This is a genomic window from Streptacidiphilus alkalitolerans (genome assembly GCF_042511045.1).
Lineage (GTDB): Bacteria > Actinomycetota > Actinomycetes > Streptomycetales > Streptomycetaceae > Streptacidiphilus > Streptacidiphilus alkalitolerans.
In genome coordinates, this window is the sequence record NZ_JBHEZX010000015.1 from 26,767 (window position 1) to 50,894 (window position 24,128).

Genomic DNA, 24,128 nt, shown 5'->3' on the forward strand with positions numbered 1-24,128 from the left:
GCCGGGCCGGACCCGGGAGGGGTGCCACGGTGTTCGAGTGCGGGACGGACGGCCCCAGGGTGATAGTGGTCGGCGTGGACGGCTCCGACCCGTCCTGGCGTGCGGCGGCCTACGCGGTCGGGCTGGCGCGCCGTCAGGGCGCGCTGCTCGCCATGGTCTATGTGCAGCCGGTGTCCTCGATGGCCGCCGTGGCCGGGATCTCGACGGTGACCGCCGAGTCCGACTTGGCCGCGGCCGACGCGATCTGCGGACGGATGCGGGCCGGGCTGGCCGGCATGGCCGAGGTCCGGGCCCTGCGCTGGGAGTTCCACCGGGTGGTCGGCGCCGACGTGGTGGCGGCGCTGTCCCAACTGGCCGACGAACTGCGGGCGGACGCGGTGGTGGTCGGGGCCTCGAAGGGCCTGGGCCACCGGGTCCTCGGCTCGGCCGCGGTGCGGCTGGTCAAGGCCCGGCGCTGGCCGGTGACCGTGGTCCCGTGAGCCGCTACTCCAGCGGGGCGCCCGGCGCCGCGCCGGAGCGCAGCGGGACCTCGCGGATCAGAAAGGTGACCAGGAAGGTCAGCAGCGCCAGCACCGTGCCGCCGATCAGCACGCTGTGCAGGCCGTCGGTGACCGCGACCTTGAAGGCGTGCTGCACCGGGGCCGGGAGCCCGGGCAGCGCCGAGGGCGGGATCCTGGTCCCGTTGGCGGCCAGCTGGTGGCCGGACGGGCCCAGGCTCTTGGTGAGCGAGCTGGTGAGGCGCTGGGTGTAGAGCGAGCCGAAGACCGCGATGCCGAGCGAGCCGCCGACGGTGCGGAACAGGGTGACGGCGCCGCTGGCGGCCCCCATGTTGCGCAGCGGGACGCTGTTCTGGGTGATCAGCATGGTGTTCTGCATCAGGAAGCCCATGCCCAGGCCGAGCACGGTGGTCAGCAGCGAGGCCGACACCGTGCTGGTGTCCACCTTCAGCACCAGCAGCAGGGCCATGCCGGCGGTCATCACCGCGCCGCCGACCAGCATCAGGGTGCGGTACTTGCCGGTGCGGGAGACCACCTGTCCGCTGCCGATCATCACCGCCAGCATCCCGAACATCAGCGGCAGCAGCAGCAGTCCGCTCGCGGTCGGGGAGGCGCCGCGGACGTACTGGAGGTACTGCGGAAGGAAGTTGATGGCGCCGAACATCGCCGCGCCGACCAGGAAGCTGATGATCTGGGCGGTGGTGAAGTTGCGGTCGCGGAACATCGACGGCGGCAGGATCGGTTCGGCCACCCTGCTCTGCGAGTAGACGAAGGCGATCAGCGCCACCACACCGCCGAGGGCCAGCGCGATGATGACGGTCGAGCCCCAGGCGTACTGGTTGCCGCCCCAGGAGGCGACCAGGGTGATCGCGACCACGCCGAGGCCCAGCAGCGCGGCGCCCAGGTAGTCGATCCTGGCCTCGATGTGCTGGCGCGGCAGCTTCATGCCCAGGCCGGTGACCAGCAGCGCGGCGATGCCCAGCGGGAGGTTGATGTAGAAGCACCAGCGCCAGCTCAGATGCTCCGTCAGCAGGCCGCCGACCAGCGGGCCGCCGACGAACGCGACCGGCATCATGCCGCCGATCATCGCCTGGAACCGGCCGCGCTCGCGGGGCGGCACCAGGTCGCCGAGCACGGCCATGGCGCCGACCATCAGGCCGCCCGCGCCCAGGCCCTGCAGCGCGCGGAAGGCGATCAGCTGGTCCATGTTCTGCGCCAGGCCGGTCAGCGCCGAGCCGATCAGGAAGAGCACAATGGCGATCATGAAGATCGGCTTGCGGCCGTAGAGGTCGCCGAGCTTGCCCCAGACCGGCGTGGTCACGGCCGCGCCGAGGGCGTAGGCGGTGACCACCCAGGAGAGGTGGGAGAGTCCGCCGAGGTCGCCGACGATGGTCGGCAGCGCGGTGCTGACGATCAGGTTGTCGAGCATCGCCATCAGCATGCCGAGCATCAGCCCGAACACCGCGATGTAGACGGAGCGGCCGAGGACGACAGGAGCGTCGGCCTCCGCCGTGGACAGCGGCTTGGTATCAGCCATTGGCTTCTCCCTCTCGCAGGGTCCGAGCACTTACTTGCCGCCCGGCTAGTTTAGATCAGGCACCGACGTTAGGCCCACTCCAGGGAGGCGTCAAGCAGAACCGCCGGGCGCGCACCGGGGCGGTTAAGCCCCGGGCGCACCCGGCGGGAGGACGAGCGGGTCGTCAGACGGCCAGTTCGGCGGGGACCGCGGCCAGCGCCTCCTGGATGGCGGCGACCAGCCGGCGTCCGGACTCGGCGGTCAGCTCCAGGGCGACCCGCGCGGCGGGGCCCTTGGACGGGTCCGCGAAGTCGATGTTGAGGGTGTGCTCGGCCATGGCGTGCACCGGGTGGTCGAAGTACACGGTCACGTCGGTGACGTGGAACCAGGAGCCGTTCGGCCCCTTGGCGCTGCCGTCGATCGTCTCCTTGACGGTGGTGTAGGTGCACATGGTCAGGCTCCCAGGTGCTTGGCGTAGAAGGTGCTGATCTGCTCCCAGCCGTCGTTGGCGGCGGCGACGTTGTAGGAGGGCCGGTCGGTGGAGAAGAAGGCGTGGCCCGCGCCCTCGTAGCTGTGGAACTCGAAGTCCTTGCCGTTGGCGGTGAGGATCTGCTCCAGCTCGGCGACCTGTGCCTGGGTGGGGTACTGGTCCTCGGCGCCGAACAGGCCGAGCAGCGGTGCGCGCAGCTGCGGCAGCTGGTCGACCAGGTTGGTGATCCGCAGCGGGAAGCCCTCCGGGACGATGCCGGTGACGAAGGCGCCGTAGCAGTCCACGGCGGCGTCCAGGTCCAGGTTGCAGGCGGCCAGCACGCTCTGGCGTCCGCCGGAGCAGTAGCCGATCACGCCGACCTTGCCGTTGGACGTGGGGAGCGCGCGCAGGTACGCGGCGGTGCCCTCGACGTCGCCGATCAGGCGGGGGTCCGGCACGCCGCCGTTGGCGCGGCCGACCGCGGCGGCGTCGTCCGGTGCGGCACCGGGCGCCTCGCGGAAGTAGAGGTTGGGGCAGATCGCGTCGTAGCCGAGCTCGGCGAAGCGGCGGACGATCTCCTTGCTGCCCCGGTCGTATCCGGGCATGTGGTGGATGACGACGACGCCGCCGCGCCGCTCGCCGCCTTCGGGCCGGGCCAGGTAGGCCTCGACCTCGTCGCCGCCGTGACCGGCGATCCGAACAGTTTCCGCAGTCAGGGAATCACTCATGGGACACCTATATCATAAGTCTGTACTGAACAGTTTTACTGATGGCTTGATCACGGTCGGTCCGGCGGGGGCGGGATCGAGCCCAGGTCCGGTGCCGCCCCGGGCCAGACCAGCAGCACCGGGCAGGGGGCGTGGTCGACCACGAAGCGGGTGGTGTGCCCCAGGCTGCGCGGGCCCAGGCGGTGGCGGTCCCCGTCCCGGGCGCAGATGAGCAGCTCGGCGCCCTCGGCGGCCCGCACCACCTCGCGCTCGACCCGGCCGTGGGCCTGCGACCGGGCCGCCGGGCGGCCGAGGCGCTCGGCCGCGGCGTCCAGCAGGGCGGTCACCGCGCTCACGGACAGGACCTCCAACTGGTCCCCGGGGTCGCGCTCGCGGTGGCCGCGGCCGAGCAGCCCGGCGAAGGAGCCGTGGGCGGTCGCGGCGATGTCGTCCCCGGTGACGTGCAACAGGGTGACCTCGGCGCCGGCCGGGGCGTGGGCCCGGGCGGCGTCCACGGCGGCCTGCCAGGTGCCCTCGGTGATCCAGACGAGTACGGTCACGGGTCGTCAGCCTCCCATCGCTGCCTGCCCAGCCACCCTGCCACACCGGCGCCGGGAAGGGCGGCCGACGGCCCGGGTCAACTGCCCCGGGTCAACTAACTGCCCCGGGTCAACTGCCCACCGGCGTCCACTGCCGCAGCTCGGCCCCGGTCGGCGGGTCGGCGCCCTGACGGGTGCAGGTGAGGGCGGCGGCGCGGATCGCCAGCGAGAGCGCCCGGACCAGCTCCGGGGGCGGCTGGGCGCCGCCCGTCGCCTCCCGCAGCCTGGTCCGGGCCGAGGGCACCTCCGGTGCGGCTGCGCCGAGCAGCCCGGCCCGGAGCAGCCCGCCGATCAGCCCGGACATAAAGGCGTCGCCGGCCCCCACGCTGTCGCTGACCTGCACCGGCGCCGCGGGCAGCGCCAACTGCCGGTGCCGCCACACGGCCAGCGCCCCGGCGGCGCCCAGGGTGACCACCACCAGCGCGGGCCCCGACCGGACCCAGCGGGCCGCCACCTCCCGGACGCTCCGGCCGGGGTAGAGCCAGCCGAGGTCCTCGTCGCTGGCCTTGACCAGGTCACTGGCGGCGACCAGCTCTTCGACGCGCGGCCGTTCGACGTCCGCCGCCGCCAGCAGGGCGGGCCGCAGATTGGGGTCGTAGGAGACGGTGGCCCCGGGCCGGGCGGCGTGGACCGCGGCCAGTACCCGGGCGGCGCCGGGGGCCAGGGCCGCCGCGATCGATCCGGTGTGCAGATGCGCGATCGGACCGGTGCGGGCCGGGTCGACGGCGGCCGGGGCCGGGTCCCAGCGGATGTCGAACTGATAGCTCGCCGCGCCGCGCGGGTCGATCCTGGCGGTGGCGGTGGAGGTCGGCCCGCCGGTGACCGAGCCCTCGGTGAGCAGCACGCCGCTGCCGCCCAGGTGGGCCTGCAGCAGTCGGCCGAAGTGGTCCCGGCCGACCAGGGTGGCCAGCTTGACCGGGTGGCCGAGCCGGGCCAGCCCCAGGGCGACATTGGCCGGACTTCCGCCGGGGCAGGCGCGGCGGCGGCCGTCCGGATCGACCAGGACGTCGGTGAGTGCTTCGCCGACGACCAGGACTGGCAGTGCAGTTGACGATGCGTCAGGTATATCGGGCATCTCAGGGGACGACCTGGATCTTGCGGCCTCGGCCGGCCTGGAACTGCTGGAGCGCGGCGGCGTAGTCGTCCAGTGGGAGCCGGTCGCTGATGAAGACCTCCGGGTCGAGCACTCCGGCCGCGAAGAGGTCCGCGGCGCGTTCGTAGCTGTGCAGCACGGCCATCGAGCCGGTGATGGTGATCTCCTGGTTGTAGATCCGGTAGGGCTCGATGGTGGCCCGCGCCTCGTAGGGGGAGACGCCGAACTGCAGGTAGGTGCCGCCCTTGCCGACCCGTCCCAGGGCGTCCTGGATCGCCTTCTCGTTACCGGTGGCGTCGATGACCACGTCCCAGCCGCGCGGGCGCTCGATCTCGTCGGCCGAGGTGGCCGCGTTGCTGCAGCCCAGGGACCTGGCCGTGGCCAGCCGTTCGCTGTTGACGTCGACCACGTCCACGGTGGCGGCGCCGGTGCGCTTGGCCAGTTCCAGCATCATCAGGCCCATCGTGCCGGAGCCGTAGATCAGGACATTGGTGGCCAGTTGGCTGCGCAGGATGTCGTAGCCGCGCACGGCGCAGGACAGCGGTTCGATCAGTGCCGCGTCCCGGGTGCGGATGTGGTCCGGCAGCCGGACGCAGTTGGCGGCCGGGGCGACCGCGAACTCGGCCGCGCCGCCCGGGGCGGTCACGCCGATCGCGGCCCAGCGCTCGCAGAGGTTGTTGCGTCCCAGCCGGCAGTAGTGGCACTCGTGGCAGTACAGCGAGGGGTCCACCGCCACCCGGTCCCCCACGGCCACCTGGTTCAGCCGGCGGGCCTCGGCGCCGATCGCGACGATCTCGCCGGCGAACTCATGGCCCGGGACGATCGGCAGGGTCGGCGCGAACTCGCCCTGCAGGATGTGCAGATCGGTGCCGCACAGGCCGCAGGCGGAGACCTTGACCACCACGTCCCTGGGCCCCGGCGCCGGGTCCTCGACGGTCTCGATCCCCACCACGCCGGGTGAGCTGATGACAGCTGCCTTCACTTGACTGCTCCAAGGGAGAGGCCCTGGACGAGCTTGTCCTGGGCGGCGAACCCGGCGACGAGCACCGGCAGGGAGATGCAGACGGCAGCGGCGCAGACCTTGGCCAGGAACAGCCCCTGGCTGGTGACGAAGCCGGTCAGGAAGACCGGTGCGGTGCCGGCGACGACGCCGGTCAGCACTCGGGCGAAGAGCAGTTCGTTCCAGCTGAAGATGAAGGAGATCAGCGCGGTCGCGGCGATGCCGGGCGCGGCCACCGGCGCCACTATCCGGCCCAGAGTGGTCAGCAGTCCGGCGCCGTCGATGGCGGCGGCCTCCAGGATCTCCTTGGGCACCTCGGCCAGGAAGGACCGCATCATCCACACCGCGATCGGCAGGTTCATCGAGGTGTAGAGGATGACCAGCAGCCAGATGTTGTCCAGCAGCCCGGCGTGCTGGGCGATCAGGTACACCGGCAGCAGTCCGGCCACGGCGGGCATCATCTTGGTGGAGAGGAAGAAGAACATCACATTGGTCCACTTGCGCACCGGCTTGATCGACAGCGCGTAGGCGGCCGGGATCGCCAGGGCCAGCACCAGCAGGGTGGAGGCGACGCTCGCGGTCAGCGAGTTGATCAGCGGCGGCCAGGGGCTGACCCCCGAGCTGGCGCCGAAGAACTCGCGGTAGCCCTGCAGCGTCAGACCCGCGCCGACGCTCGGCGGGTTGGTCGCCGCGTTGGACTCGCTGTGCAGCGAGGTCAGCACCATCCAGGCGAAGGGCAGGAAGAACACCAGCCCGCAGAGCCAGGCCAGCAGGCCCAGCACGCTGCGGCGGTGGCGCACGGGGGAACGGGTGATCGGGGCGTGGGTGGTCGCTGCCGCGGCCGTCGTCGTCACAGTGACTCCTCTCGGAACAGCGATGAGACGCTGCGCAGCGCGAAGGTGGCGATGGCGATGGAGCAGATGACCACGATCACGCCCTCGGCGGAGGCCTGACCGTAGTCGTGGGCCTGGTAGAAGGTCTCGTAGACGGTGTAGGGCAGGTTGGCGGTGCCCAGGCCGCCGGAGGTGAGGGTGAACACCGCGTCGAAGTTCTGGACCACGTAGATGCTGCCGAGCAGCGCGGCCAGTTCCAGGTAGCGGCGCAGGTGCGGGAAGGTGAGGTAGCGGAACACCTGCCAGGTGCCCGCCCCGTCCACCCGGGCCGCCTCGACCACGTCCATCGGCCGGCTCTGCAGCCCGGCCAGCAGGATCAGCATCATGAACGGGGTCCACTGCCACACCAGTGACGCCTCGACGGAGATCAGCGGGATGCTGGAGAGCCAGTCCGGCTGCGGTGCGCGGCTGCTGCCGAACAGGCTCCAGACCCAGGTCAGCGTGCCGTTGAGGAGCCCGTAGGTGGCGTTGTAGATCGCGTGCTTCCACAGCAGCGCCGAGGCCACCGGGACGACCAGGAAGGGGGTGATCAGCAGGGTGCGGACAATGCCCCGGCCGAGGAACTTCCGGTCCAGCAGCAGCGCCAGGCCGAGCCCCAGCAGCAGGCTGACCAGGACCACCGCCACGGTCAGCACCACGGTGGTGACGATCGAGGAGCGCAGCGACGGGTCGGTGAACGCGGACTTGTAGTTCGCCACGCCGCCGAAGCCGCGGTCGGAAGGGTCCAGCGCGTTCCAGCGCATGAAGGAGATCACCACGGTTCCCACGAAGGGCAGTTGGGTGACCACGATCATGAAGATCAGGGCCGGCAGCAGCGGGGCCCGCCGGGCCCAGGCGCCACGGGGCTTCGTCAGTGACAGGGGCGGGTCGGTCTGTCTGTGCGGGGCCGGACGCAGACGTCCGGCGGTCGAGGGAAAACTCATGGGTCTCTCCGGTCCGCGGGCGGCCTCCCGACCCGGGGGAGCGGGCCGGGAGGCAATCAGGGGTGGGCGGGCGGGCGGCTACTTGCCGGAGTACTTGGCGCCGACCTTGGCGGCGAGGGCCTGACTGGCCGTCAGGGCCTGGGCGACGCTGGTCTGCCCGGCGATGGCCGAGCTGATCTGCTGCGAGACCTGGGTGCCCAGGTCCTCGAACTCGGGGATGTCGACGAACTGGATCCCGGCCGCGGGCCTGGGCTGGACGCCGGGCTGGGCCGGGTCGGCGCTCTCGATGGCGGTCTTGGTGGCGGCGGCGAAGGGTCCCGCGGAGGCCAGGTACTGCGGGTCGGCGTAGGTGGAGGTGCGCTTGCCGGCCGGGACCCGGGACCAGCCCAGGGTGTTGCCGACCAGGGCCTCGTACTGCTTGCTCGACGCCCAGGAGATGAACTTCCAGGCGTCGTCCTGGTGCTTGCTGCTCTTCTGCAGGCCCCAGGCCCAGCTGTAGAGCCAGCCGGAGCTCTTGGTCTGCTCGACCGGCGCGGGCACGTAGCCGATCTTCCCGGCGACGGGTGAGCCGCTGCCCTCCAGCGACCCGGCCGCGGAGGTGGCGTCGTACCACATGGCGACCTTGCCCTGCTCCAGGTCGTTCAGGCATTCGGTGAAGCCGGACTGGGGCGCTCCCGGCTCGCCGTGGGCGCGGACCAGGTTCACATAGAAGTTGGTCGCCTTGGTGAACCCCGGGCCGGTCAGCTGGGCCGACCAGTCGGAGTTGAACCAGGTGCCGCCCATGGTGTTGACCACGGTGGTCAGCGGGGCTATCACCTCGCCCCAACCCGGCTGGCCGCGCAGGCAGATGCCCTTCATCCCGGGCTGCGCCCCGTCCGCCTTCGCCGCCAGGTCGGCGACCTGGGTCCAGGTCGGATTGGCGGGCATGGTCAGCCCCTTGGCCGCGAAGACGTCCTTGCGGTACATCAGGAACGAGGACTCGCCGTAGAAGGGCTCGGCGTAGACCTTGCCCTGGTAGGTCAGCGAGGCCGCGATGGTGGGCAGGATGTCGCTCTGGTCGAAGCTGCTGTCGCCGGCCGCGTCGGCGCTGAGCGGGCTGAGCCAGCCGTTCTTGGCGAAGATCGGGGTCTCGTAGTTGCTGATGGTGGCCACGTCGTACTGGCCGGCCTGGCTGGCGAAGTCCTGGCTGATCTTGTCGCGGACGTCGTTCTCGGGCAGGACCGTGAAGTTGACCTTGATGCCGGTGGACTTGGTGAAGTTGGCCGCGGTCAGTTTCTGCAGGTCAAGCATCTGCGGGTTGTTGACCATCAGCACATTGACGGAGTGCGCCGCGGAGCCGCCGCCGGCCCCGCCCGCGCCGCCGCAGCCCGCGAGGAGGGCGCCGCACAGCACCATGGCCCCGATCGGGACGGTGCGCCGCAGGATGCTCGGTCTGATTGTCATGGTGTTCCCCTTCGCGAGGGACCCGGCCGGATGGGACCGGGCAGAAGGTGGGTGGGGGTACGGCTGGGTGAGGCAATGGCGGGGCTGCCCGGCGGCCGATCGGCCGCGGGTTGTCGAAGCGGGGTGGGGCGGGGCTCAGACCCGGATGACCTGCGGGCCGAGGAGCGCGTAGCGGTGGGCCTCGGCACCGGACAGTCCGTTGTCGGTGACGATGGCTTCGAAGTCGGAGACCTCCGCGAAGCGGCAGAAGCTGATGGCTCCGAACTTGCTGTGGTCGCCCAGGAAGATGCGTCGGCGTGACACCTGGAGGGCCTTGGCCTTGACGTCGGCCACGACCGGGTCGGGTGTGGTCAGGCCGAGTTCCCGGGAGATCCCGTTCGCTCCCAGGAACGCCAGGTCGATGACGAAGCCGGAGAGCATGGCGCAGGCCCAGGAGCCCACGGTGGCCAGGGTCCGGGCTCGGACCCGGCCGCCCAGCAGCAGCACCGTCGTATTGGGGGAGTCGGCGATGGCCGCGGCCGTGGACAGCGAGGCCGTCACCACCGTCAGCGGCCGGTCGCTGGGCAGGAGCGCGGCCAGGATCTGCGGGGTGTAGCCCTCGTCCACGAAGACGGTCTCCGCCTCGCCGATGAGTTTGACCGCCTCGGCGGCGATCCGGCGCTTGTTCTCGACGTGGAGCGTGACCCGCTGGGCCAGGTTGGTCTCGAAGCCCGCGCTCTCGACGGGGTAGGCGGCACCGTGGGTGCGGCGCACCAGGCCCCTGCGCTCCAACTCGCTCAGGTCGCGGCGGATGGTCTCCGGGGCGACCCCGAAATCGGTGGCCGCGGTGGCGACTTCCACCCGGCCCTCATGACGGGCGAGGACGAGCAGTCGGTGTTGCCGCTCCTCTGCCCGCATCCGTGGAATCCCTCCTCCCAGCGTTGTGCCCGTTCGGGTGTCCGGGGCCCGGTTCTGCCCGTAAGAGATTTATACCGTCGCCCCGGGCCGGTGCACCGGCCCAGACCGGGCAATACGTTGCCCGGATCTGCCCGATCGGAAAACCGGGAGTGCGCAGCGTGCTGGCATGTTCATGCATATCACCGGGGCGGGATGTGCCCGATTGCCCTCATTCGCTGCCCGATGTCTGTGGGGCGGGGCCGGGGCGGTGCGCGAGGACGCCGAACATGGTGACGGACATGTGCAGCGCGCCCTTCGCGGCGGCCGCGGTGAGGTCGGCGTAGAGGGTGTCCCGCTGCTCCTCGGTGATCAGCCCGCGGCGCACCGCCGTCTCGGCCAGCATCCGGACGATCGCCCAGTTGACCCGGCGGTGGTCCTGGACCAGCGCCTGCGAGCCGATCTCGTCGACCACGAGACCGGCCTCGGCCAGCTGGGCCGGCAGCCTCCGTCCGGCCTGCGGATTGGCCGCCGCGGCCAGGGCGCCACCGGTCAGCGCCGCGACGACGGCGGGCTCGCCGGGGTGGAGCAGCGTGGTCCCCCAGTCGCTGTCGAGCAGGGCGACCCGGCCGCCGGGCCGGAGCACCCGGGCGATCTCCGCCGCGGCCCGCTCCGGCTCGTCGAGGTGCTGGAACACCCGCTCGCACCAGACCAGGTCGACCGCGGCGTCCGCCACCGGCAGGTCCAGCGCGTTGCCGTCGACAAAGCGGGCGGTGCTGCCGCTCGCTGAGGCCCGCTGCTCGGCGACCTCGCGCAGCCCGGGATGGGGCTCGACCCCGGTCGCGTCACCGCCGGAGCCGACCGCCGAGGCCAGCACCTGGGTCTCCGATCCGGTCCCGGCCCCGATGTCCAGGGCCCGCTCGCCGGGACGCGCGGCCAGACCGCGGTGCGCCCAGGCGCGCAGGTTCCGGACGCCGGCGTTCGCCGCCTGCGCGTCCAGCGCGCCGACCAGCCGGTCGGTGGCCGTGGCCGACATATTGTCTGCGTGGAACGCCGAAGTCGGCCGCGGATCTCCCATGCGCCAACTCTAGGACGGCGCGTCCTGGGGGGCGTGGAACTCGACCACGGCACGGCCCCCGTTGTAGAGGGAGCGGGCGATGGTCTGCGGGTCGCCGAGGTAGCCGCCGACCATGGCGCCGTCCCGCAGCATCACCAACTGGTCGGCGACGCCGGAGGCGTCCGCCACGTGGAGCTCCTGGAGCATCTCCTCGATGGTGCCCTTGAACCAGCGGCGGTGTGAGTCCACGACCTGCCGGACCGGGTGCTCGGCTTCGGCGTACTCGGCCGCGGCGTTGATGAAGGGGCAGCCTCGGAAGCCCGGGCCGCAGCTCTCGGCGCCGATCCCCTCGGCGATCATCCGGAACGCCTCGCAGGCGTTGCCCGCGGCGGCCCGCCGGGCTCCGCCGACGGCGTCGCGCTCCCAGGCGGCGCGACGTTCGAGATAGGCCACGATCAGGTCGTCCTTGGTGGGGAAGTGCCGGTAGAAGGTCACCTTGGTGATCCCCACCCTGGCGATGATCTTCTCCGCGCTCACCGCCCGGATGCCCTGCGTATAGAACAGCTCCGTCGCGGCCTCGATGATTCGCTGCCGCATCGAGGGCTTGCCGGTCTGCGCCGGGCCGGTCTGCGCCGGATCGGTCGCTGCCGGATCGGTGCGCGCCGGGTCGGAGTGCTGCTGTGTCATGTGGTTCACCATTCCATCCTCCCCCGATTGTGACGCGTCTTCGGTCGTTCCCGCGCCCAGGACGACGTGCTACTGTGAGGTGGAGTTACTGGTAAGTCTACCTGGAAGGGAACGACCATGCAGTTTCCGCTGAACCTGCGTCTGCGCGGAGGACGGTTCGCCTTACTGGGCGCCGCCCTGGTCCTCGCGGCCGCGATCATCCCCGCCTCGACGGCCTCCGGCGCCACCGGCGCCAGGTCGGGCCACCCGGCGGCGGCCAAGCCGACGGTCGTGCTGGTGCACGGCGCGTGGGCGGACGGCTCGAGCTGGAGCGGCGTCGTCCGCGACCTGCAGCACGACGGCTACACCGTCGACGTGCCGCCGAACCCGCTGCGGGGTGCGGCGAGCGACTCGGCCTACCTCGCCAGCTACCTCGCCACCGTCCCCGGGCCGATCGTCCTGGTCGGCCACTCCTACGGCGGCTTCGTCATCACCAACGCCGCCACCGGCAACACCAACGTCAAGGCACTCGTCTACGTCGACGCCTATATCCCGGCCCAGGGCGAGAGCCTGAACAGCCTCAGCGCCCAGTTCCCGGGCAGCGAGGTCGTCCCTGACGCCCTCAACTTCGTCCCGTCGGCCGACGGCGTCGTCGACGTCTACATCAAGCCGGCGCAGTTCCGCGAGATCATGGCCAACGACCTGTCGGCCGGTCAGGCCGCCGAACTCGCCGCCACCGAGCGCCCGCTGGCGGCCTCCGCGCTGGGCGAGGAGTCCGGCGCACCGGCCTGGACCAGCATTCCCAGCTGGGCCGTGGTCGGCACTGCCGACCACGCGGTGCCGCCCGCCGCGCAGGAGTTCATGGCCAAGCGGGCCGGAGCCACCATCACCAAGCTGAACGCCTCCCACCTGTCGCTGATCTCCCACCCGAACAAGGTGACGGCGGTCATCGAGGAGGCGGCGCGGCACACCTCCTGAGCCGGCGGTGAGCCGCTGACCCGGCCGTGGCCGCGCGGGGGATCGACACCCGCGCGGCCACGGCCGCTGTTGCCGTCAGTGTTTTGACAACCATGGGTTGACATTGACAACGGGGGGTTGACATGATGCCCGCATGGCAACCGACGAGAACGTTCCCACGCATCAGCAGACCTTCGACCGCATCCGCGAGGTGCGGGCCGAGGCCATCAGGCACACCCGGCTGGCCCGGGAGTACTCCGCGGAACGGAGGCGGCTGATGCAGGGCCTCCTGCGCGAGGGCCTGTCACAGGCCGACATCGCACGGGAGTTGGGTGTCAGCCGGCAGGCGATCCAGAAGATGCTGGCCAGCTGACCCTGCGTCAATTCCGGTGCTTGACCGCGACGAGGGTGTGAGGGAAAGGGGATTAGCCACTTCTTTCCACTTCTAACGTATAGCGCACTGGGGGGCTTGCGGCAAGGCCCCCGCCCTGGCGCAGAATCGTGGGCCTGTGCCTGTTGTGCTGTGAATGGGAGTTTGTGTTGGTCCCCACGTCATCGTCATCGTCCTCATTCGAATCCGATTCGGTTGCCAATCCCTCCGGCGGCTGGCGAGCCGGGGAGTTGCGGGCGGAGAACGAGTACGTCGGAAAGCTGTACGACCGCCTCGATGCCCAGCGCGAACTCGCGGCGACCCGGCTGCGCGAGATCCACCGCCGGGAGAAGGGCGGGACGAGTCAGTCCCGGATGGAACGCGACACCCTGGAGATCCACCACACCCGACGGCTGTCGGAACTGCACGCCGCCGAGTACGGCCTCTGCTTCGGCCGGATCGAGAGCGCCGACGGCGAACGTCAGTACATCGGCCGGATCGCCCTGGCCGACGAGGAGCAGGAGCCGCTGCTCACCGACTGGCGGGCGTCGGCCGCCGAGCCCTTCTACCGGGCGACACCCGCCGCGCCCGGCGCGGTGACCGCGCGACGGCATCTGCGCAGCAGGGGCAGGGCCGTGGTCGACTTCGACGACGACGCCTTCGGGGTGAGCGCCCTGGAGGGCCGGGACAGCTCCGAGCTCAGCGGCGAGACCGCGCTGCTGGCCTCGCTGACGGCGCCCCGCACCGGCAGGATGGGCGACATCGTCTCCACCATCCAGGCCGAGCAGGACCGGGTCATCCGCTCCGAGCTGGGCGGCGTGCTGGTGGTCCAGGGCGGTCCGGGGACCGGCAAGACGGTGGTCGCGCTGCACCGCGCGGCGTACCTGCTCTACACCCACCGGGACCGGCTGGCCAAGAGCGGGGTGCTGGTGATCGGGCCGAACCGGATGTTCCTGCGCTACATCGACCAGGTGCTCCCCGCGCTCGGCGAGAGCGAGGTCGTGCTGAGCAGCATCGGCGCGCTCTACCCGGGCGTGACCGGGGCCGACACGGAGACGCCCGAAGCCGCGGCCGTCAAGGGCGACGCACGGATGGCGCGGGTGCTCGCCACCGCGCTGGAGAGCTTCCGGCAGCTGCCGGAGGAGTCCTGGACCGTCACCGTGGGCCGGCGGTCGGCCCACCAGGAGCAGCTGGAGATCAGCCGGGCCCTCTGCGAGCGGGCCCACGCCGCCGCGCACCGGACCGGCGAAGCCCACAACCTGGCCCGGCCCGCCCTGGTCGAGCGGCTGTCCTCGGAACTGGCGCTGCGGATCGCCAGGGACCGCAACGCCAGGAGCGAGGGCGGCAGGATGGACCTGGACGAGGTGGCGGACCTCGCCGACGAACTCGTTGACGAACCCGATGTCCGGGCGCTGGTGGAGCGGCTGTGGCCGCTGCTGAGCCCGGAGCAGCTGCTCACTGCGCTGTTCGGCTCCCCGGAACTGCTGGCGGCGGCCATGCCGGACTTCTCCGAGGCCGAACGCGCCACGCTGCTGCGCGAGCCTCCGGCCCCGGACCCGGGCCAGGCGGTGAACCCGGACGAGGAGGCCGCCTGGACCACCGCCGATGTGCCGCTGCTGGACGAGGCTGCCGAGCTGCTCGGCCCGCTTCCCGGCCGCGGTGCGGCCGGTCCGACCGATGCCGCGGCCGACGCCAGGGAGCTGGAGTTCGCGAAGATCGTCCTCGATGACTTCGGCGTGGGGCTGGTCGAGATGGACGCGGCGATGCTGGCCCGCCAGTACCGCGGCGAGGAGTCGTTCCGGCCCCTGGCGGAGCGTGCGGTCGAGGACCGGACCTGGGGCTTCGGGCATGTGATCGTGGACGAGGCGCAGGAGCTGTCGCCGATGGCCTGGCGGCTGCTGACCCGCCGCTGCCCGGGCCGTTCCATGACGATCGTCGGCGACCTGGCGCAGACCGGCGCGTCGGCCGGGCTGAACTCCTGGGGCGAGGCGCTGGACGAGTACACCGCGGGACGCTGGCGTTCGGTGGAACTCACCGTCAACTACCGCACCCCGGCCGAGATCATGCGGATCACCGAGGGTGTCCTGCGGGCGATCGACCCGGCGCTGACCGCCCCCAGCGCGGTGCGCAGTGGCGGGATCCGCCCGTGGAGCCTGCGGCTGCTCCCCGAGGGCGGGGGCGAGGCCAAGGGCGGCCGGGCGTCTGTGCTGCGGGCCGCCGTCGAGCGGGAGGTCGCCGCGTTGGACGGCGGCCGGATGGCGATCATCTACCCGCCCACCTGGTCGGCCGAACTGTTCTACGGGCTGGTCGAGTTGGACGGCGTCACCGTTATTGACGATCCGTCGGCACTGGACTCGCCGGTGGTCCTGCTGACGGCCGCCGAGGCCAAGGGGCTCGAGTTCGACGCGGTCCTGGTCCTGGAGCCCGCCGAGATCCTCGCGGCGCACGCCCGCGGGGTGAACGACCTCTATGTCGCCCTCACCCGCGCGACGAGGAGCCTCGGGGTCATCCACAGCGGGGAACTGCCGGAGCTGCTGGAGGGCCTGGACCCCCGCTGAGCCGGACACCGCACCACTGCCCAACCCCCACCCCCGCGCCGCGACGCGAGGGTGGGGCGGGGCGGGGGGTTCGGTGCGTGCGGACCCCGGATCGTGGAAGCTGTGCAGGTGACGAACACTTCTGCCGACGACGGCTCACAGGGACGAGCGGGCTACCGGCGATCGACGGGGTCGCCGCGCGGCGAGGCCAGGCGCAGGGAACTGCTCGACCGGGTCACCGACGACCTCGCGGTCAACGGGCTGGTGGACTTCTCGCTGCGCCGCGCCGCGCGGGCGGCCGACACCACCCACAAGGTGCTGCTCTACCACTTCGACGGGGCGGACGACCTGCTGGTGCAGGCGATCCTCAAGCTGCGCGACCGGCGCATCGACAATGCGCTGGCCGCGGCGACCCGGGGGCCGACCCGGCTGCCGCTGGGGGAGTGGGTGCGGGTGGTGTGGCCGGTGCTGGTGGGCGCCGAGGCGCGGGTGCTCGACCAGGCCATCGGCCTGGCGATGTACGACTCCGAGCGTTATGCGGAACTCGGCCGGGGCGCGTCGCAGCAGTACCTGCCGTACCTGCTGTCGGTCTGCCCGGAGCACTGGTCCGACCGGCGCAAGCTGGAGGTCGCGGAGATGATCCTCGCGACGCTGCGCGGCTTCCTGGTCGACTCGCGGACCAGCGGCGACGCCGAGGGGGTCGCCGCCGGGTTCGACGCCCTGGTCCGCGCGTTGGACCGGGAGGAGGCCGCCGAGGCGTAGCCCGGCTCGGGCCGGGATGGACAGGTTGCGAACCACGTGGTTCACTTTTTGGAGGATGAAGAACGTCCACTCGGAGGTCGGCATGCAGGTGTCCGTGCAACGCGAGAAGGTTCGTTTCATCAGCGGGGGAGCCGACTGCGCCGCCTGGCACTACCCGGGGACCAACGGCGCCTGCGTGATCATGGCCGGCGGCTTCGCGGTGACCAAGGAGCCGGGCACCGACCCGTTCGCCAAGCGGTTCCACCAGGCCGGGTTCAGCGTCCTCGCCTTCGACTACCGCGGCCTCGGCGAGAGCGGCGGGCAGCCGCGCCAGGTGGTGCGGGTCAGCGACCAACTCGCCGACTGGCAGGCCGCGATCGGGTTCGCGGCCACCCTGCCGGAGGTCGACCCGGCCAGGATCGCCGCCTGGGGCTTCTCCGTCTCCGGCGGTTATGTCTTCCAGGTCGCGGCGCGCAATCCGCAGCTCGCGGCGGCGATCGCGCAGACGCCCAACGCCGACGGCGTGGCCGGCGCACGCAACCTGATGCACCATCAGAAACCGTTGGCGATGCTGCGGGTGACCGCCCTGGGCATCCTGGACGCCCTCGGCGGCCTGGTCGGCCGGCCGCCGCTGCTGGTGCCGCTGGTCGGGCCGCCGGGAACGGTGGCGATGCTGACGACACCGGACGCGCTCGACAGCGACAGGGTGCTCAACCCGGGCAACAGGTACCCCGACTGGCAGCAGGCGGTCGCCGCCCGCTCGGCGCTGCGGCTCGGTTTCTACCGGCCGGGCCGCGACGCGCCCAAGGTGCGGTGCCCGCTGCTGGTCGTGGTCTGCGAACAGGACCAGTCGGCGCTGTGCGAGCCCTCCGTCGCCGCGGCGAAGCGGGCACCCTGTGCGGAGCTGGTCCGGATCCCCGGTGGGCACTACGAGCCCTTCCTGGGCGGCCATGAGCAGATCGTCGACGCCGAACTGTCCTTTCTGCAACGCAACTTGCTCGATGCGGACCCGTCGCCGCGCCGCCGGTCATGAGCGGGACGGCCATGAGCGAGATCGAGCTCTCCGCCGGAACCGTGGAGTACCTGGACACCGGCGGCGACGGCCCCACCGTGGTGCTGCTGCACGGGCTGATGATGGACGCCTCGCTCTGGGACGGACCGGTCGCCGACCTGTCCGCCGACCACCGCTGCCTGGCACCCACCCTGCCCCTCGGCGCCCACCGCCGCCCGGCGCACGCCGACGCCGAGCTGTCGCTGCCCGGGATCGCCCGGCTGGTCGGGGAGTTCCTCGAACGCCTCGACCTGCGGGACGTCACCCTGGTCGGCAATGACACGGGCGGAGCGCTGGTCCAACTGCTGATCGCCGAGGGGGCTGACGCTGTCGGCGTCGGCCGGGTGGGGCGGATCGTGCTCGCCTCCTGCGAGGGGTTCGACAACTTCCCGCCGGGGCTGACCGGCCGGACGCTGGTGCTCAGCGGCAAGCTCCCGCCCCGCCTGTTCGGGCTGTTCATGCAGCAGATGCGGCTCCGGGCGATGCGGCGGCTGCCGATCGCCTTCGGGTGGCTGACCAAACGCGGGGACGCCGCCACCGCCCGGTGGCTGCGGCCCGTGCTGAAGCAGCCGGAGATCCGCCGCGACGCGGTACGGCTGCTGCGGGCGGCAGCGGCGGACCCGGACCTGCTGATCGCCGCGGCCGAGCGGCTGACCGGCTTCAAGCAGCCGGCCCTGGTGGTCTGGGCCGCCGGCGACCGGGTGATGCCGCCGGAGCACGGACGGCGCCTGGCCGCGCTCCTTCCGCAGGGACGGCTGGTCGAGATCGACGACAGCTACACCCTCCTGCCGCTGGACCAGCCGGCGGGGCTGGCCCGGGCCATCCGTGAGTTCACCCATGACTCCGACTGAGTCCGGCCCGCTCGACTCGGCCCGGCGGTAGCTGTCAGGTCTGCTGGCAGGTCAGGTCCGCCGCTGGGCCACCGCCGGGGCGTCGGCCTCGCGCAGCTGCTCCAGCACTCCCTGCCGGTCGGCGAGCATGGTGGTGAGGATGCGCCGGGCCACCCGCAGCAGGTCGGCGACGTCGCTGCTGTCCAGCGCGTAGAGCACGGTGGTGCCCCGGCGGGTGGAGGTGACCAGGCCCGAGCGCCGCATGACGGCCAGTTGCTGGGACAGGCTGGACGGCTCCACCCCGATGTCGGCCAGGAGGTCGCGGACCGGCACCGGCCCGTCCTGGAGCAGTTCCAGGACCCGGATCCGGACCGGGTGGCCGAGTAGGCGGAAGAACTCGGCCTTGACCTGGTAGAGCGGTGGCTGGGTCACAGGTCCAGGCCGGCTTCGACCAGCTGCAGCTGGCGGCGGGCCAGGGCCAGGTTGGCGCGCTTGCGGTCCAGGACCAGGTAGAGGAACAGGCCGGCGCCGCTGTGCGCGGTCAGCGGGCGGATCACGTGGTACTGGGTGCTGAGGGTGGTCAGGATGTCCTCGATGGTCCCGGTCAGGCCGAGCATCTCCATGACCCGGAGCTTGGCCCGGACCAGGTCGGTGTTTCCGGCCGCGGCGACCGCCATGTCCAGGTCCTTGCCGCCCCCCATCGCTCCCAGCGACATTCCGCTGTTCACATCGACGAGGGCGACGCCAAGCGCGCCCTCGATCATCATTGCTTCCTTGAGCGCGATCTCCGTATTCGCCATGGGAGTAACGCTAGGCAGTCGAACGACTACGCCCTGAATGAATTGCAGAAGTCTGCAACTCGCGGAACCGCCCGGTGTACTCTGCCCCGGCGCGTCCGCGGCGCCCCGCCTGGGCGGTTGCGGGACGGGGCGGTTACGGGACGGGCCCGGCCGTGGGCTCGGTCCTGGCCGCTGCCGCGTCCTCCGCCCCGGTCGGGGGGACCTCCAGGCCGTTCTCCCGTGCCGACCGCAGCGCGTCCTCCAGCTCGTCGACCGCCGTGGACACCGCGGCCGGATTGTGCGAGGCCACGGCCTCCTGCACGCCGCGCCGTGCCGCCTGCACCCGCGCGACCAGCCCCTGGTTGAACTCGTCCATCCCGGTACCTCCCGCTTGCTGCCGACCGCACGCCCTGACCGACTCCGGTATTCGTGTATGAGCCATCATCCAGCGGATTGAAGGATGCGTCAGTTCGGGACCCGCCGGACACGACAGCCTGCGGCCGACGCCGGAGGACGTGGCCGCAGGCTGCTGGTGTCCGGCAGCGGCGGGGTCGCCGGGGCCGGACCGGTACTTGCCGGACCGGTACTAGGTGTTGCTGCCGCGGCGGGCGCCGAGCATGGTCATCCCGGAGGCGGCGAGGCCCAGCACGCAGGCGACGGCGCCGATCAGCACGTTGTTCCAGATCATCCCCGAGGTGGGGCTGTGGCCGATGGTGACGACCCACGGCGAGATGATCATCCACACGCCGAGCACGGCCGCCGTCCAGCCGAGCGGGTACATCCGCTCACCGACCGTGCCGAGCCCCAGTCCGAACGCGGCCAGGGCGATACCGATGATCAGGTTGTTCGCGGACAGTTCGGGGTTGGTGCCGTGGAAGTGCACCACCCACGGCGAGATCGCCGCGTACAGCCCCGTCAGCAGCATCAGGCCGTCGATGGCGACGGCCCTGCTGCCACCCAACACCTGCGCGTACCGCTCCCGCATCTCAGCGGCATCCGGATGGCCGCTGATGTCAGGAGTGCGATGCCCAAGGTCAGACATCCAACTCACTTCCTCCCGAAGGATTGCAGATACACCGATTATCACCCTTTTTACAAGGTTTTACTCCCGCCTGGCTCAGCCAGTGCGATACGCCGGGACCCGGGTGGGGCGGGGGAGCTGTCCTGATTCCAGCAGCGGGAGGCAGCGCGGGGCGACCACCTCGGACAGGGCGACCTCGCTGGTCGACCGGACCACCGCCGGGATCCGGTTGATCCGGATCAGCACCTCCTGCAGATGCTGGTGCGAGCCGGCGGCCACCCGGCAGGCGACGTCGGCGGAGCCGGTGGTGCCGTAGGCGTCGAGCACCTCCGGGACCCGGTCCAGCTCCGCCGCGATCTCGTCCAGGCCGCCCTGGGCGATCTGCAGGGTGACGAAGGCCAGGACCGGATAGCCGGCCGCGGGCAGGTCCAGGTCCGGTCCGTAGCCGGTGATCACGCCGGCCGTCTCCAGGCGGCTGACCCGGGCCTGGACGGTGGCCCGGGAGACGCCGGTGCGGCGCGACAGCTCCAGGAAGCCGACCCGGGGCTGCTCCCGCATGGTGCGGATCAACAGGGTGTCCAGCTGGTCCAGACTCCTGTGCTGTTCTTCCATGTCAACCCCTTGCTGCGGCGATGAACTGTACAGATTGCCCAGTCTGTCAGAGGGAGGTTGTCAGACGGCCTACCTGGGCCGTCTACTGCCGCATAGCGCATGCCGTGCAGCGCCAGGAGACGCAGCCGAGGAGAGCAACCGAGGAGAGCAGGCCATGGCCTACTACCGCGCACTGGGCTCGGTCCCGCCCAAGCGGCACACCCAGCACCGCCGACCCGACGGCGGCCTGTACTTCGAGGAGCTGATGGGGGAGGAGGGCTTCTCCTCCGACTCCTCGCTGCTCTACCACCGCCATCTGCCCTCGGCCCTCGTCGACGCCTCGGTCTGGGAGCTGCCGGACCAGGCCCTGACCAGCAATCACCCGCTGATCCCCCGTCATCTGCGGCTGCACGAGCTCGCCGCGGGCGAGGAGTGGAAGGCCGCCGACGCCGTCACCGGCCGCCGCCTGGTGCTCGGCAACGCCGATGTCCGGCTGTCCTACGCGGTCGCCGGCGCGCCCTCACCGCTGTACCGCAACGGGATCGGCGACGAGTGCGCCTATGTCGAGGCGGGGGCGGGCGTGGTGGAGACGGTCTTCGGCGCCCTGCCGGTGCGTCAGGGCGACTACGTCCTGCTGCCCCGGGCGACCACCCACCGCTGGGTACCGGACGGCGAAGGGCCGCTGCGGGTCTATCTGATCGAGGCCAACAGCCACATCACACCCGCCCGCCGCTACCTGTCGAAGTACGGCCAGCTGCTGGAGCACGCCCCCTTCTGCGAACGCGACCTGCACGGACCGGTCGAACCGCTGCAGACCACCGGGCAGGACGTGGGGGTGCTGGTCAAGCACCGCACCCCGGACGGCATCGCGGGCACCCGCTACACCTACCCGGAGCACCCCTTCGACGTGGTCGGCTGGGACGGCTGCCTCTACCCCTACACCTTCAACATCTCCGACTTCGAGCCGATCACCGGGCGGCTGCACCAGCCGCCGCCGGTCCACCAGGTGTTCGAGGGCGAGGGTTTTGTGATCTGCAACTTCGTGCCGCGCAAGGTGGACTACCACCCGCTGTCGATCCCGGTGCCTTACTACCACTCCAATGTCGACAGCGACGAGGTGATGTTCTACGTCGGCGGCGACTACGAGGCCCGCAAGGGCTCCGGCATCGCCCAGGGCTCGGTCTCGCTGCACCCCGGCGGCCACACCCACGGACCCCAGCCCGGCGCCTACGAACGCAGCATCGGCGCCGAGTTCTTCGACGAACTCGCGGTCATGGTCGACACCTTCCGCCCGCTGCAGCTCGGTGAGGGCGGCCTGGCCTGCGCCGACCCCGGCTACGCCTGGACCTGGTCCGGACGGGGGCCCGCGCAGTGAGCGGCGGTGGCGTCCGGAACCCGGAGCCGGTCGTCCCGAGGCCGGGCGTTCCGAGGCCGGTCGTCCCGGAGCTGTTCGCGGGCCTGTGCGACGACGCGGCGATGTTCCCGCCCGGAAATCTGCCGGCCGAGCGGGCCGTACCGGCCCACCGCGGTCACCGTGCCTCCTGGTACGCGCCGCTGGTCGGCCCGTTCCTGGTCGGTGCCGCGCAGCTGGCGGCGGTGGGCCGGGCGGGGGACCCCGGCCCAGTGGTGCTGGTCCTCCCCGGCGGCCCGGAGACGCTGGGGCCTGCCCTGGCCGCCGCGCAGGCCGCCGGCCTGCGGGTCGTCGGCGCCGAGCTGGCCTGCGGGCCGGGCGGCCACCCGGTCGAGGCGGTGAAGGCGCTGGACGCCATGCTGCCGGAGCTGCCCGCCGCCGGTGTGGTGGAGATCCCGCGCGACCAGGACTTGGAGGCGGCGCTCGACGCCGTCGCCGACTCCCGCCACCGGGCCAAGCTGCGCACCGGCGGCACCGTCGCCGAGGCGTTCCCGAGCGTGGACGAGCTGGCCCGCTTCGTACGCGGCTGCGTCGCGCGCGGCCTGCCGTTCAAGTGCACCGCAGGGCTGCACCGGGCGGTCCGGCACACCGACCCGCGGACCGGCTTCACCCATCACGGCTTCCTCAACATCCTCGCGGCCACCTACGCGGCCCTGGACGGCGCCGACCCGGCCCGTGTCCGCAGCGTCCTGGACGAACGCGACGGGCGTGTGCTGGCCGCGCAGCTGCGGCGGTTGAGCGATCATCAGGTCCACTCGGTGCGGGAGATGTTCACCGCCTACGGCACCTGCGACATCGCCGAACCACTGCACGACCTGGCCGCGCTCGGCCTGATCGCCCACCACGACTCCACGGAGCCCGCATGACCGGCCACACCTGGCTCGACCTGCCGGACGACAGCCCGTTCGGCCTCGCCAACCTGCCCTACGGCGTCTTCAGCCTGCCCGACGGCCGGCACCGCCTGGGCGTGCGTATCGGCGACCAGGTGCTCGACCTCGGCGCGGCGGCCCGCGCGACCGGCCTGCGGGACGCGTACCTGGACGCCGCCTCGCTGACGCCGCTGCTCGGCGCCGGGCGCCCGGTCTGGACCGCGCTGCGCCGCACGGTCACCGGCTGGCTGTCCGACCCCGCGCACCGGCCCGCGATCGAGCCGCAGCTGCACCCGTTGGCCGAGGTCAGCCTGCACCTGCCGTTCGAACCCGCCGACTACGTGGACTTCTACGCCTCCGAGCACCACGCCGCGAACCTGGGCGCGCTGTTCCGGCCCGGCTCGCCCGCGCTGACGCCCAACTGGAAGCACCTGCCCATCGGTTACCACGGCCGGGCCGGGTCGCTGGTGGCCTCCGGTACCGAGGTGGTGCGTCCGAACGGGCAGCGCAGGGCCCCCGAGGACGAGGCCCCCAGCTTCGGGCCCTCGCGGCGTCTGGACATCGAGGCGGAGGTCGGCTTCCTGGTCGGCGCGCCCACCGAGCTCGGCCGACCGGTCTCCCTGGCCGAGTTCCCCGAGCACGTCTTCGGCGTCTGCCTGGTCAACGACTGGTCCGCGCGCGACCTCCAGGCCTGGGAGTACGTGCCGCTCGGCCCGTTCCTGGGCAAGTCCTTCGCCACCTCGGTCTCCCCGTGGATCGTCCCGCTGGAGGCGCTGGAGCAGGCCCGCACCACCCCGCCGCCCAGGGACGTGCCGCTGCTGCCCTACCTGGACGACCAGGACGCGCCGCCGTGGGGGCTGGACCTGACCCTGGAGGTCCGGCTGAACGGCCACCTGCTGTCCCGTCCGCCGGCGGCGAGCCTGTACTGGACCGCGGCCCAGCAGTTGGCGCACCTCACCGCCAATGGCGCCCGGCTGCGGGCGGGTGACTTCTTCGCGTCGGGCACCGTCAGCGGCCCGGCCCACGACCAGCGCGGCTCGCTGATCGAGCTGGCCTGGAACGGCACCGAACCGATCAAGCTGCCCGACGGCAGCACCCGTACCTTCCTGGAGGACGGCGACGAGGTCGTCATCTCCGCCACCGCCCCGGGGCCCGGCGGCACCCGGATCGGCCTGGGCGAGGTGACCGGCCGGATCCTGCCCGCTGCGTGAGGTGTTCAGGACCGGCCGGACAGA

27 protein-coding genes are annotated in these 24,128 nt (G+C 71.8%); 10 read left to right on the top strand and 17 right to left on the bottom strand.

Annotated elements, in window-relative coordinates; all coding sequences use genetic code 11:
- Positions 1-29: 29 nt before the first annotated feature.
- On the top strand, positions 30-479 hold the full coding sequence (locus ACEZDG_RS28120; protein WP_380514504.1) for a universal stress protein: 450 nt from the start codon (positions 30-32) through the stop codon (positions 477-479).
- Positions 480-483: 4 nt separating this feature from the next.
- On the opposite strand, the gene ACEZDG_RS28125 is transcribed toward ACEZDG_RS28120, so the two are convergent.
- The 12 genes from ACEZDG_RS28125 to ACEZDG_RS28180 form a co-directional block, all read right to left on the bottom strand.
- Complete coding sequence (locus ACEZDG_RS28125; RefSeq protein WP_380514507.1) at positions 484-2,034, bottom strand: MDR family MFS transporter; 1,551 nt, start codon at positions 2,032-2,034, stop codon at positions 484-486.
- A gap of 163 nt (positions 2,035-2,197) precedes the next feature.
- The gene (locus ACEZDG_RS28130; protein ID WP_380514510.1) at positions 2,198-2,464 is read right to left on the bottom strand and encodes a DUF6295 family protein; all 267 of its coding nucleotides are present in this window, start codon (positions 2,462-2,464) and stop codon (positions 2,198-2,200) included.
- Positions 2,465-2,466: 2 nt separating this feature from the next.
- Positions 2,467-3,210 carry a dienelactone hydrolase family protein gene (locus tag ACEZDG_RS28135; RefSeq protein ID WP_380514512.1) on the bottom strand — a complete coding sequence of 248 codons (744 nt, stop codon included), beginning with the start codon at positions 3,208-3,210 and terminating at the stop codon, positions 2,467-2,469.
- 50 nt (positions 3,211-3,260) lie between these two features.
- A complete protein-coding gene (locus ACEZDG_RS28140; RefSeq protein WP_380514515.1) occupies positions 3,261-3,749 on the bottom strand; it encodes a universal stress protein in 489 nt (162 codons plus the stop codon).
- Between the two features lie 109 nt (positions 3,750-3,858).
- Positions 3,859-4,863, bottom strand: coding sequence for a carbohydrate kinase family protein (locus tag ACEZDG_RS28145; RefSeq protein WP_380514518.1), 1,005 nt, complete (start codon positions 4,861-4,863; stop codon positions 3,859-3,861).
- Position 4,864: 1 nt separating this feature from the next.
- Positions 4,865-5,863, bottom strand: coding sequence for a zinc-dependent alcohol dehydrogenase family protein (locus tag ACEZDG_RS28150; protein WP_380514521.1), 999 nt, complete (start codon positions 5,861-5,863; stop codon positions 4,865-4,867).
- Entirely contained in the window at positions 5,860-6,696 is an 837-nt protein-coding gene (locus tag ACEZDG_RS28155; protein ID WP_380514946.1) for a carbohydrate ABC transporter permease, read from the bottom strand. Before ACEZDG_RS28155 ends, ACEZDG_RS28150 begins: the two co-directional genes overlap by 4 nt.
- A 35-nt stretch (positions 6,697-6,731) precedes the next feature.
- Positions 6,732-7,568 carry a carbohydrate ABC transporter permease gene (locus ACEZDG_RS28160; RefSeq protein WP_380514949.1) on the bottom strand — a complete coding sequence of 279 codons (837 nt, stop codon included), beginning with the start codon at positions 7,566-7,568 and terminating at the stop codon, positions 6,732-6,734.
- Between the two features lie 207 nt (positions 7,569-7,775).
- Complete coding sequence (locus ACEZDG_RS28165; protein ID WP_380514524.1) at positions 7,776-9,140, bottom strand: ABC transporter substrate-binding protein; 1,365 nt, start codon at positions 9,138-9,140, stop codon at positions 7,776-7,778.
- Positions 9,141-9,275: 135 nt separating this feature from the next.
- Positions 9,276-10,037: a DeoR/GlpR family DNA-binding transcription regulator gene (locus ACEZDG_RS28170; RefSeq protein WP_380514526.1), complete on the bottom strand. Its 762-nt coding sequence runs from the start codon at positions 10,035-10,037 to the stop codon at positions 9,276-9,278.
- A 208-nt stretch (positions 10,038-10,245) separates the two neighbouring features.
- The gene (locus ACEZDG_RS28175) at positions 10,246-11,091 is read right to left on the bottom strand and encodes a methyltransferase domain-containing protein (protein ID WP_380514529.1); all 846 of its coding nucleotides are present in this window, start codon (positions 11,089-11,091) and stop codon (positions 10,246-10,248) included.
- A gap of 9 nt (positions 11,092-11,100) precedes the next feature.
- On the bottom strand, positions 11,101-11,757 hold the full coding sequence (locus tag ACEZDG_RS28180) for a TetR/AcrR family transcriptional regulator (protein ID WP_380514531.1): 657 nt from the start codon (positions 11,755-11,757) through the stop codon (positions 11,101-11,103).
- A gap of 117 nt (positions 11,758-11,874) precedes the next feature.
- Here ACEZDG_RS28180 and ACEZDG_RS28185 point away from each other — a divergent pair, with 117 nt between their 5' ends.
- The 6 genes from ACEZDG_RS28185 to ACEZDG_RS28210 all read left to right on the top strand — a co-directional run bounded on the left by ACEZDG_RS28185 (position 11,875) and on the right by ACEZDG_RS28210 (position 18,243).
- Complete coding sequence (locus tag ACEZDG_RS28185; RefSeq protein ID WP_380514533.1) at positions 11,875-12,714, top strand: alpha/beta fold hydrolase; 840 nt, start codon at positions 11,875-11,877, stop codon at positions 12,712-12,714.
- 133 nt (positions 12,715-12,847) lie between these two features.
- The gene (locus ACEZDG_RS28190; RefSeq protein ID WP_380514535.1) at positions 12,848-13,066 is read left to right on the top strand and encodes a helix-turn-helix domain-containing protein; all 219 of its coding nucleotides are present in this window, start codon (positions 12,848-12,850) and stop codon (positions 13,064-13,066) included.
- A gap of 248 nt (positions 13,067-13,314) precedes the next feature.
- A complete protein-coding gene (locus tag ACEZDG_RS28195; protein ID WP_380514537.1) occupies positions 13,315-15,621 on the top strand; it encodes a HelD family protein in 2,307 nt (768 codons plus the stop codon).
- A 108-nt stretch (positions 15,622-15,729) separates the two neighbouring features.
- Complete coding sequence (locus ACEZDG_RS28200; RefSeq protein WP_380514540.1) at positions 15,730-16,362, top strand: TetR/AcrR family transcriptional regulator; 633 nt, start codon at positions 15,730-15,732, stop codon at positions 16,360-16,362.
- Positions 16,363-16,417: 55 nt separating this feature from the next.
- Positions 16,418-17,374 (top strand): alpha/beta hydrolase, encoded by a 957-nt coding sequence (locus ACEZDG_RS28205; protein ID WP_380514542.1) that lies wholly within the window; start codon positions 16,418-16,420, stop codon positions 17,372-17,374.
- Positions 17,375-17,385: 11 nt separating this feature from the next.
- A complete protein-coding gene (locus tag ACEZDG_RS28210) occupies positions 17,386-18,243 on the top strand; it encodes an alpha/beta fold hydrolase (RefSeq protein ID WP_380514545.1) in 858 nt (285 codons plus the stop codon).
- Positions 18,244-18,294: 51 nt separating this feature from the next.
- On the opposite strand, the gene ACEZDG_RS28215 is transcribed toward ACEZDG_RS28210, so the two are convergent.
- The 5 genes from ACEZDG_RS28215 to ACEZDG_RS28235 form a co-directional block, all read right to left on the bottom strand.
- Positions 18,295-18,654, bottom strand: a complete 360-nt coding sequence (locus ACEZDG_RS28215; protein WP_380514548.1) for an ArsR/SmtB family transcription factor — start codon at positions 18,652-18,654, stop codon at positions 18,295-18,297.
- On the bottom strand, positions 18,651-19,022 hold the full coding sequence (locus ACEZDG_RS28220) for a hypothetical protein (RefSeq protein ID WP_380514550.1): 372 nt from the start codon (positions 19,020-19,022) through the stop codon (positions 18,651-18,653). Before ACEZDG_RS28220 ends, ACEZDG_RS28215 begins: the two co-directional genes overlap by 4 nt.
- Positions 19,023-19,155: 133 nt before the next feature.
- Positions 19,156-19,377, bottom strand: coding sequence for a hypothetical protein (locus ACEZDG_RS28225; protein WP_380514553.1), 222 nt, complete (start codon positions 19,375-19,377; stop codon positions 19,156-19,158).
- 210 nt (positions 19,378-19,587) lie between these two features.
- Positions 19,588-20,043 (bottom strand): SPW repeat protein, encoded by a 456-nt coding sequence (locus tag ACEZDG_RS28230; protein WP_380514555.1) that lies wholly within the window; start codon positions 20,041-20,043, stop codon positions 19,588-19,590.
- A gap of 75 nt (positions 20,044-20,118) precedes the next feature.
- Entirely contained in the window at positions 20,119-20,634 is a 516-nt protein-coding gene (locus ACEZDG_RS28235) for an Lrp/AsnC family transcriptional regulator (protein WP_380514558.1), read from the bottom strand.
- 154 nt (positions 20,635-20,788) lie between these two features.
- Between ACEZDG_RS28235 and ACEZDG_RS28240 the strand changes: the two genes are divergently transcribed.
- From ACEZDG_RS28240 to fahA, 3 genes are read left to right on the top strand one after another with little or no spacing between them, the layout of a single operon-like run.
- Complete coding sequence (locus ACEZDG_RS28240) at positions 20,789-21,988, top strand: homogentisate 1,2-dioxygenase (protein WP_380514561.1); 1,200 nt, start codon at positions 20,789-20,791, stop codon at positions 21,986-21,988.
- Entirely contained in the window at positions 21,985-22,890 is a 906-nt protein-coding gene (locus ACEZDG_RS28245) for a hypothetical protein (protein WP_380514563.1), read from the top strand. The genes ACEZDG_RS28240 and ACEZDG_RS28245 overlap by 4 nt, the downstream gene beginning before the upstream one ends.
- Positions 22,887-24,104, top strand: coding sequence for a fumarylacetoacetase (gene fahA, locus ACEZDG_RS28250; RefSeq protein WP_380514566.1), 1,218 nt, complete (start codon positions 22,887-22,889; stop codon positions 24,102-24,104). The genes ACEZDG_RS28245 and fahA overlap by 4 nt, the downstream gene beginning before the upstream one ends.
- Positions 24,105-24,128 lie beyond the last annotated feature (24 nt).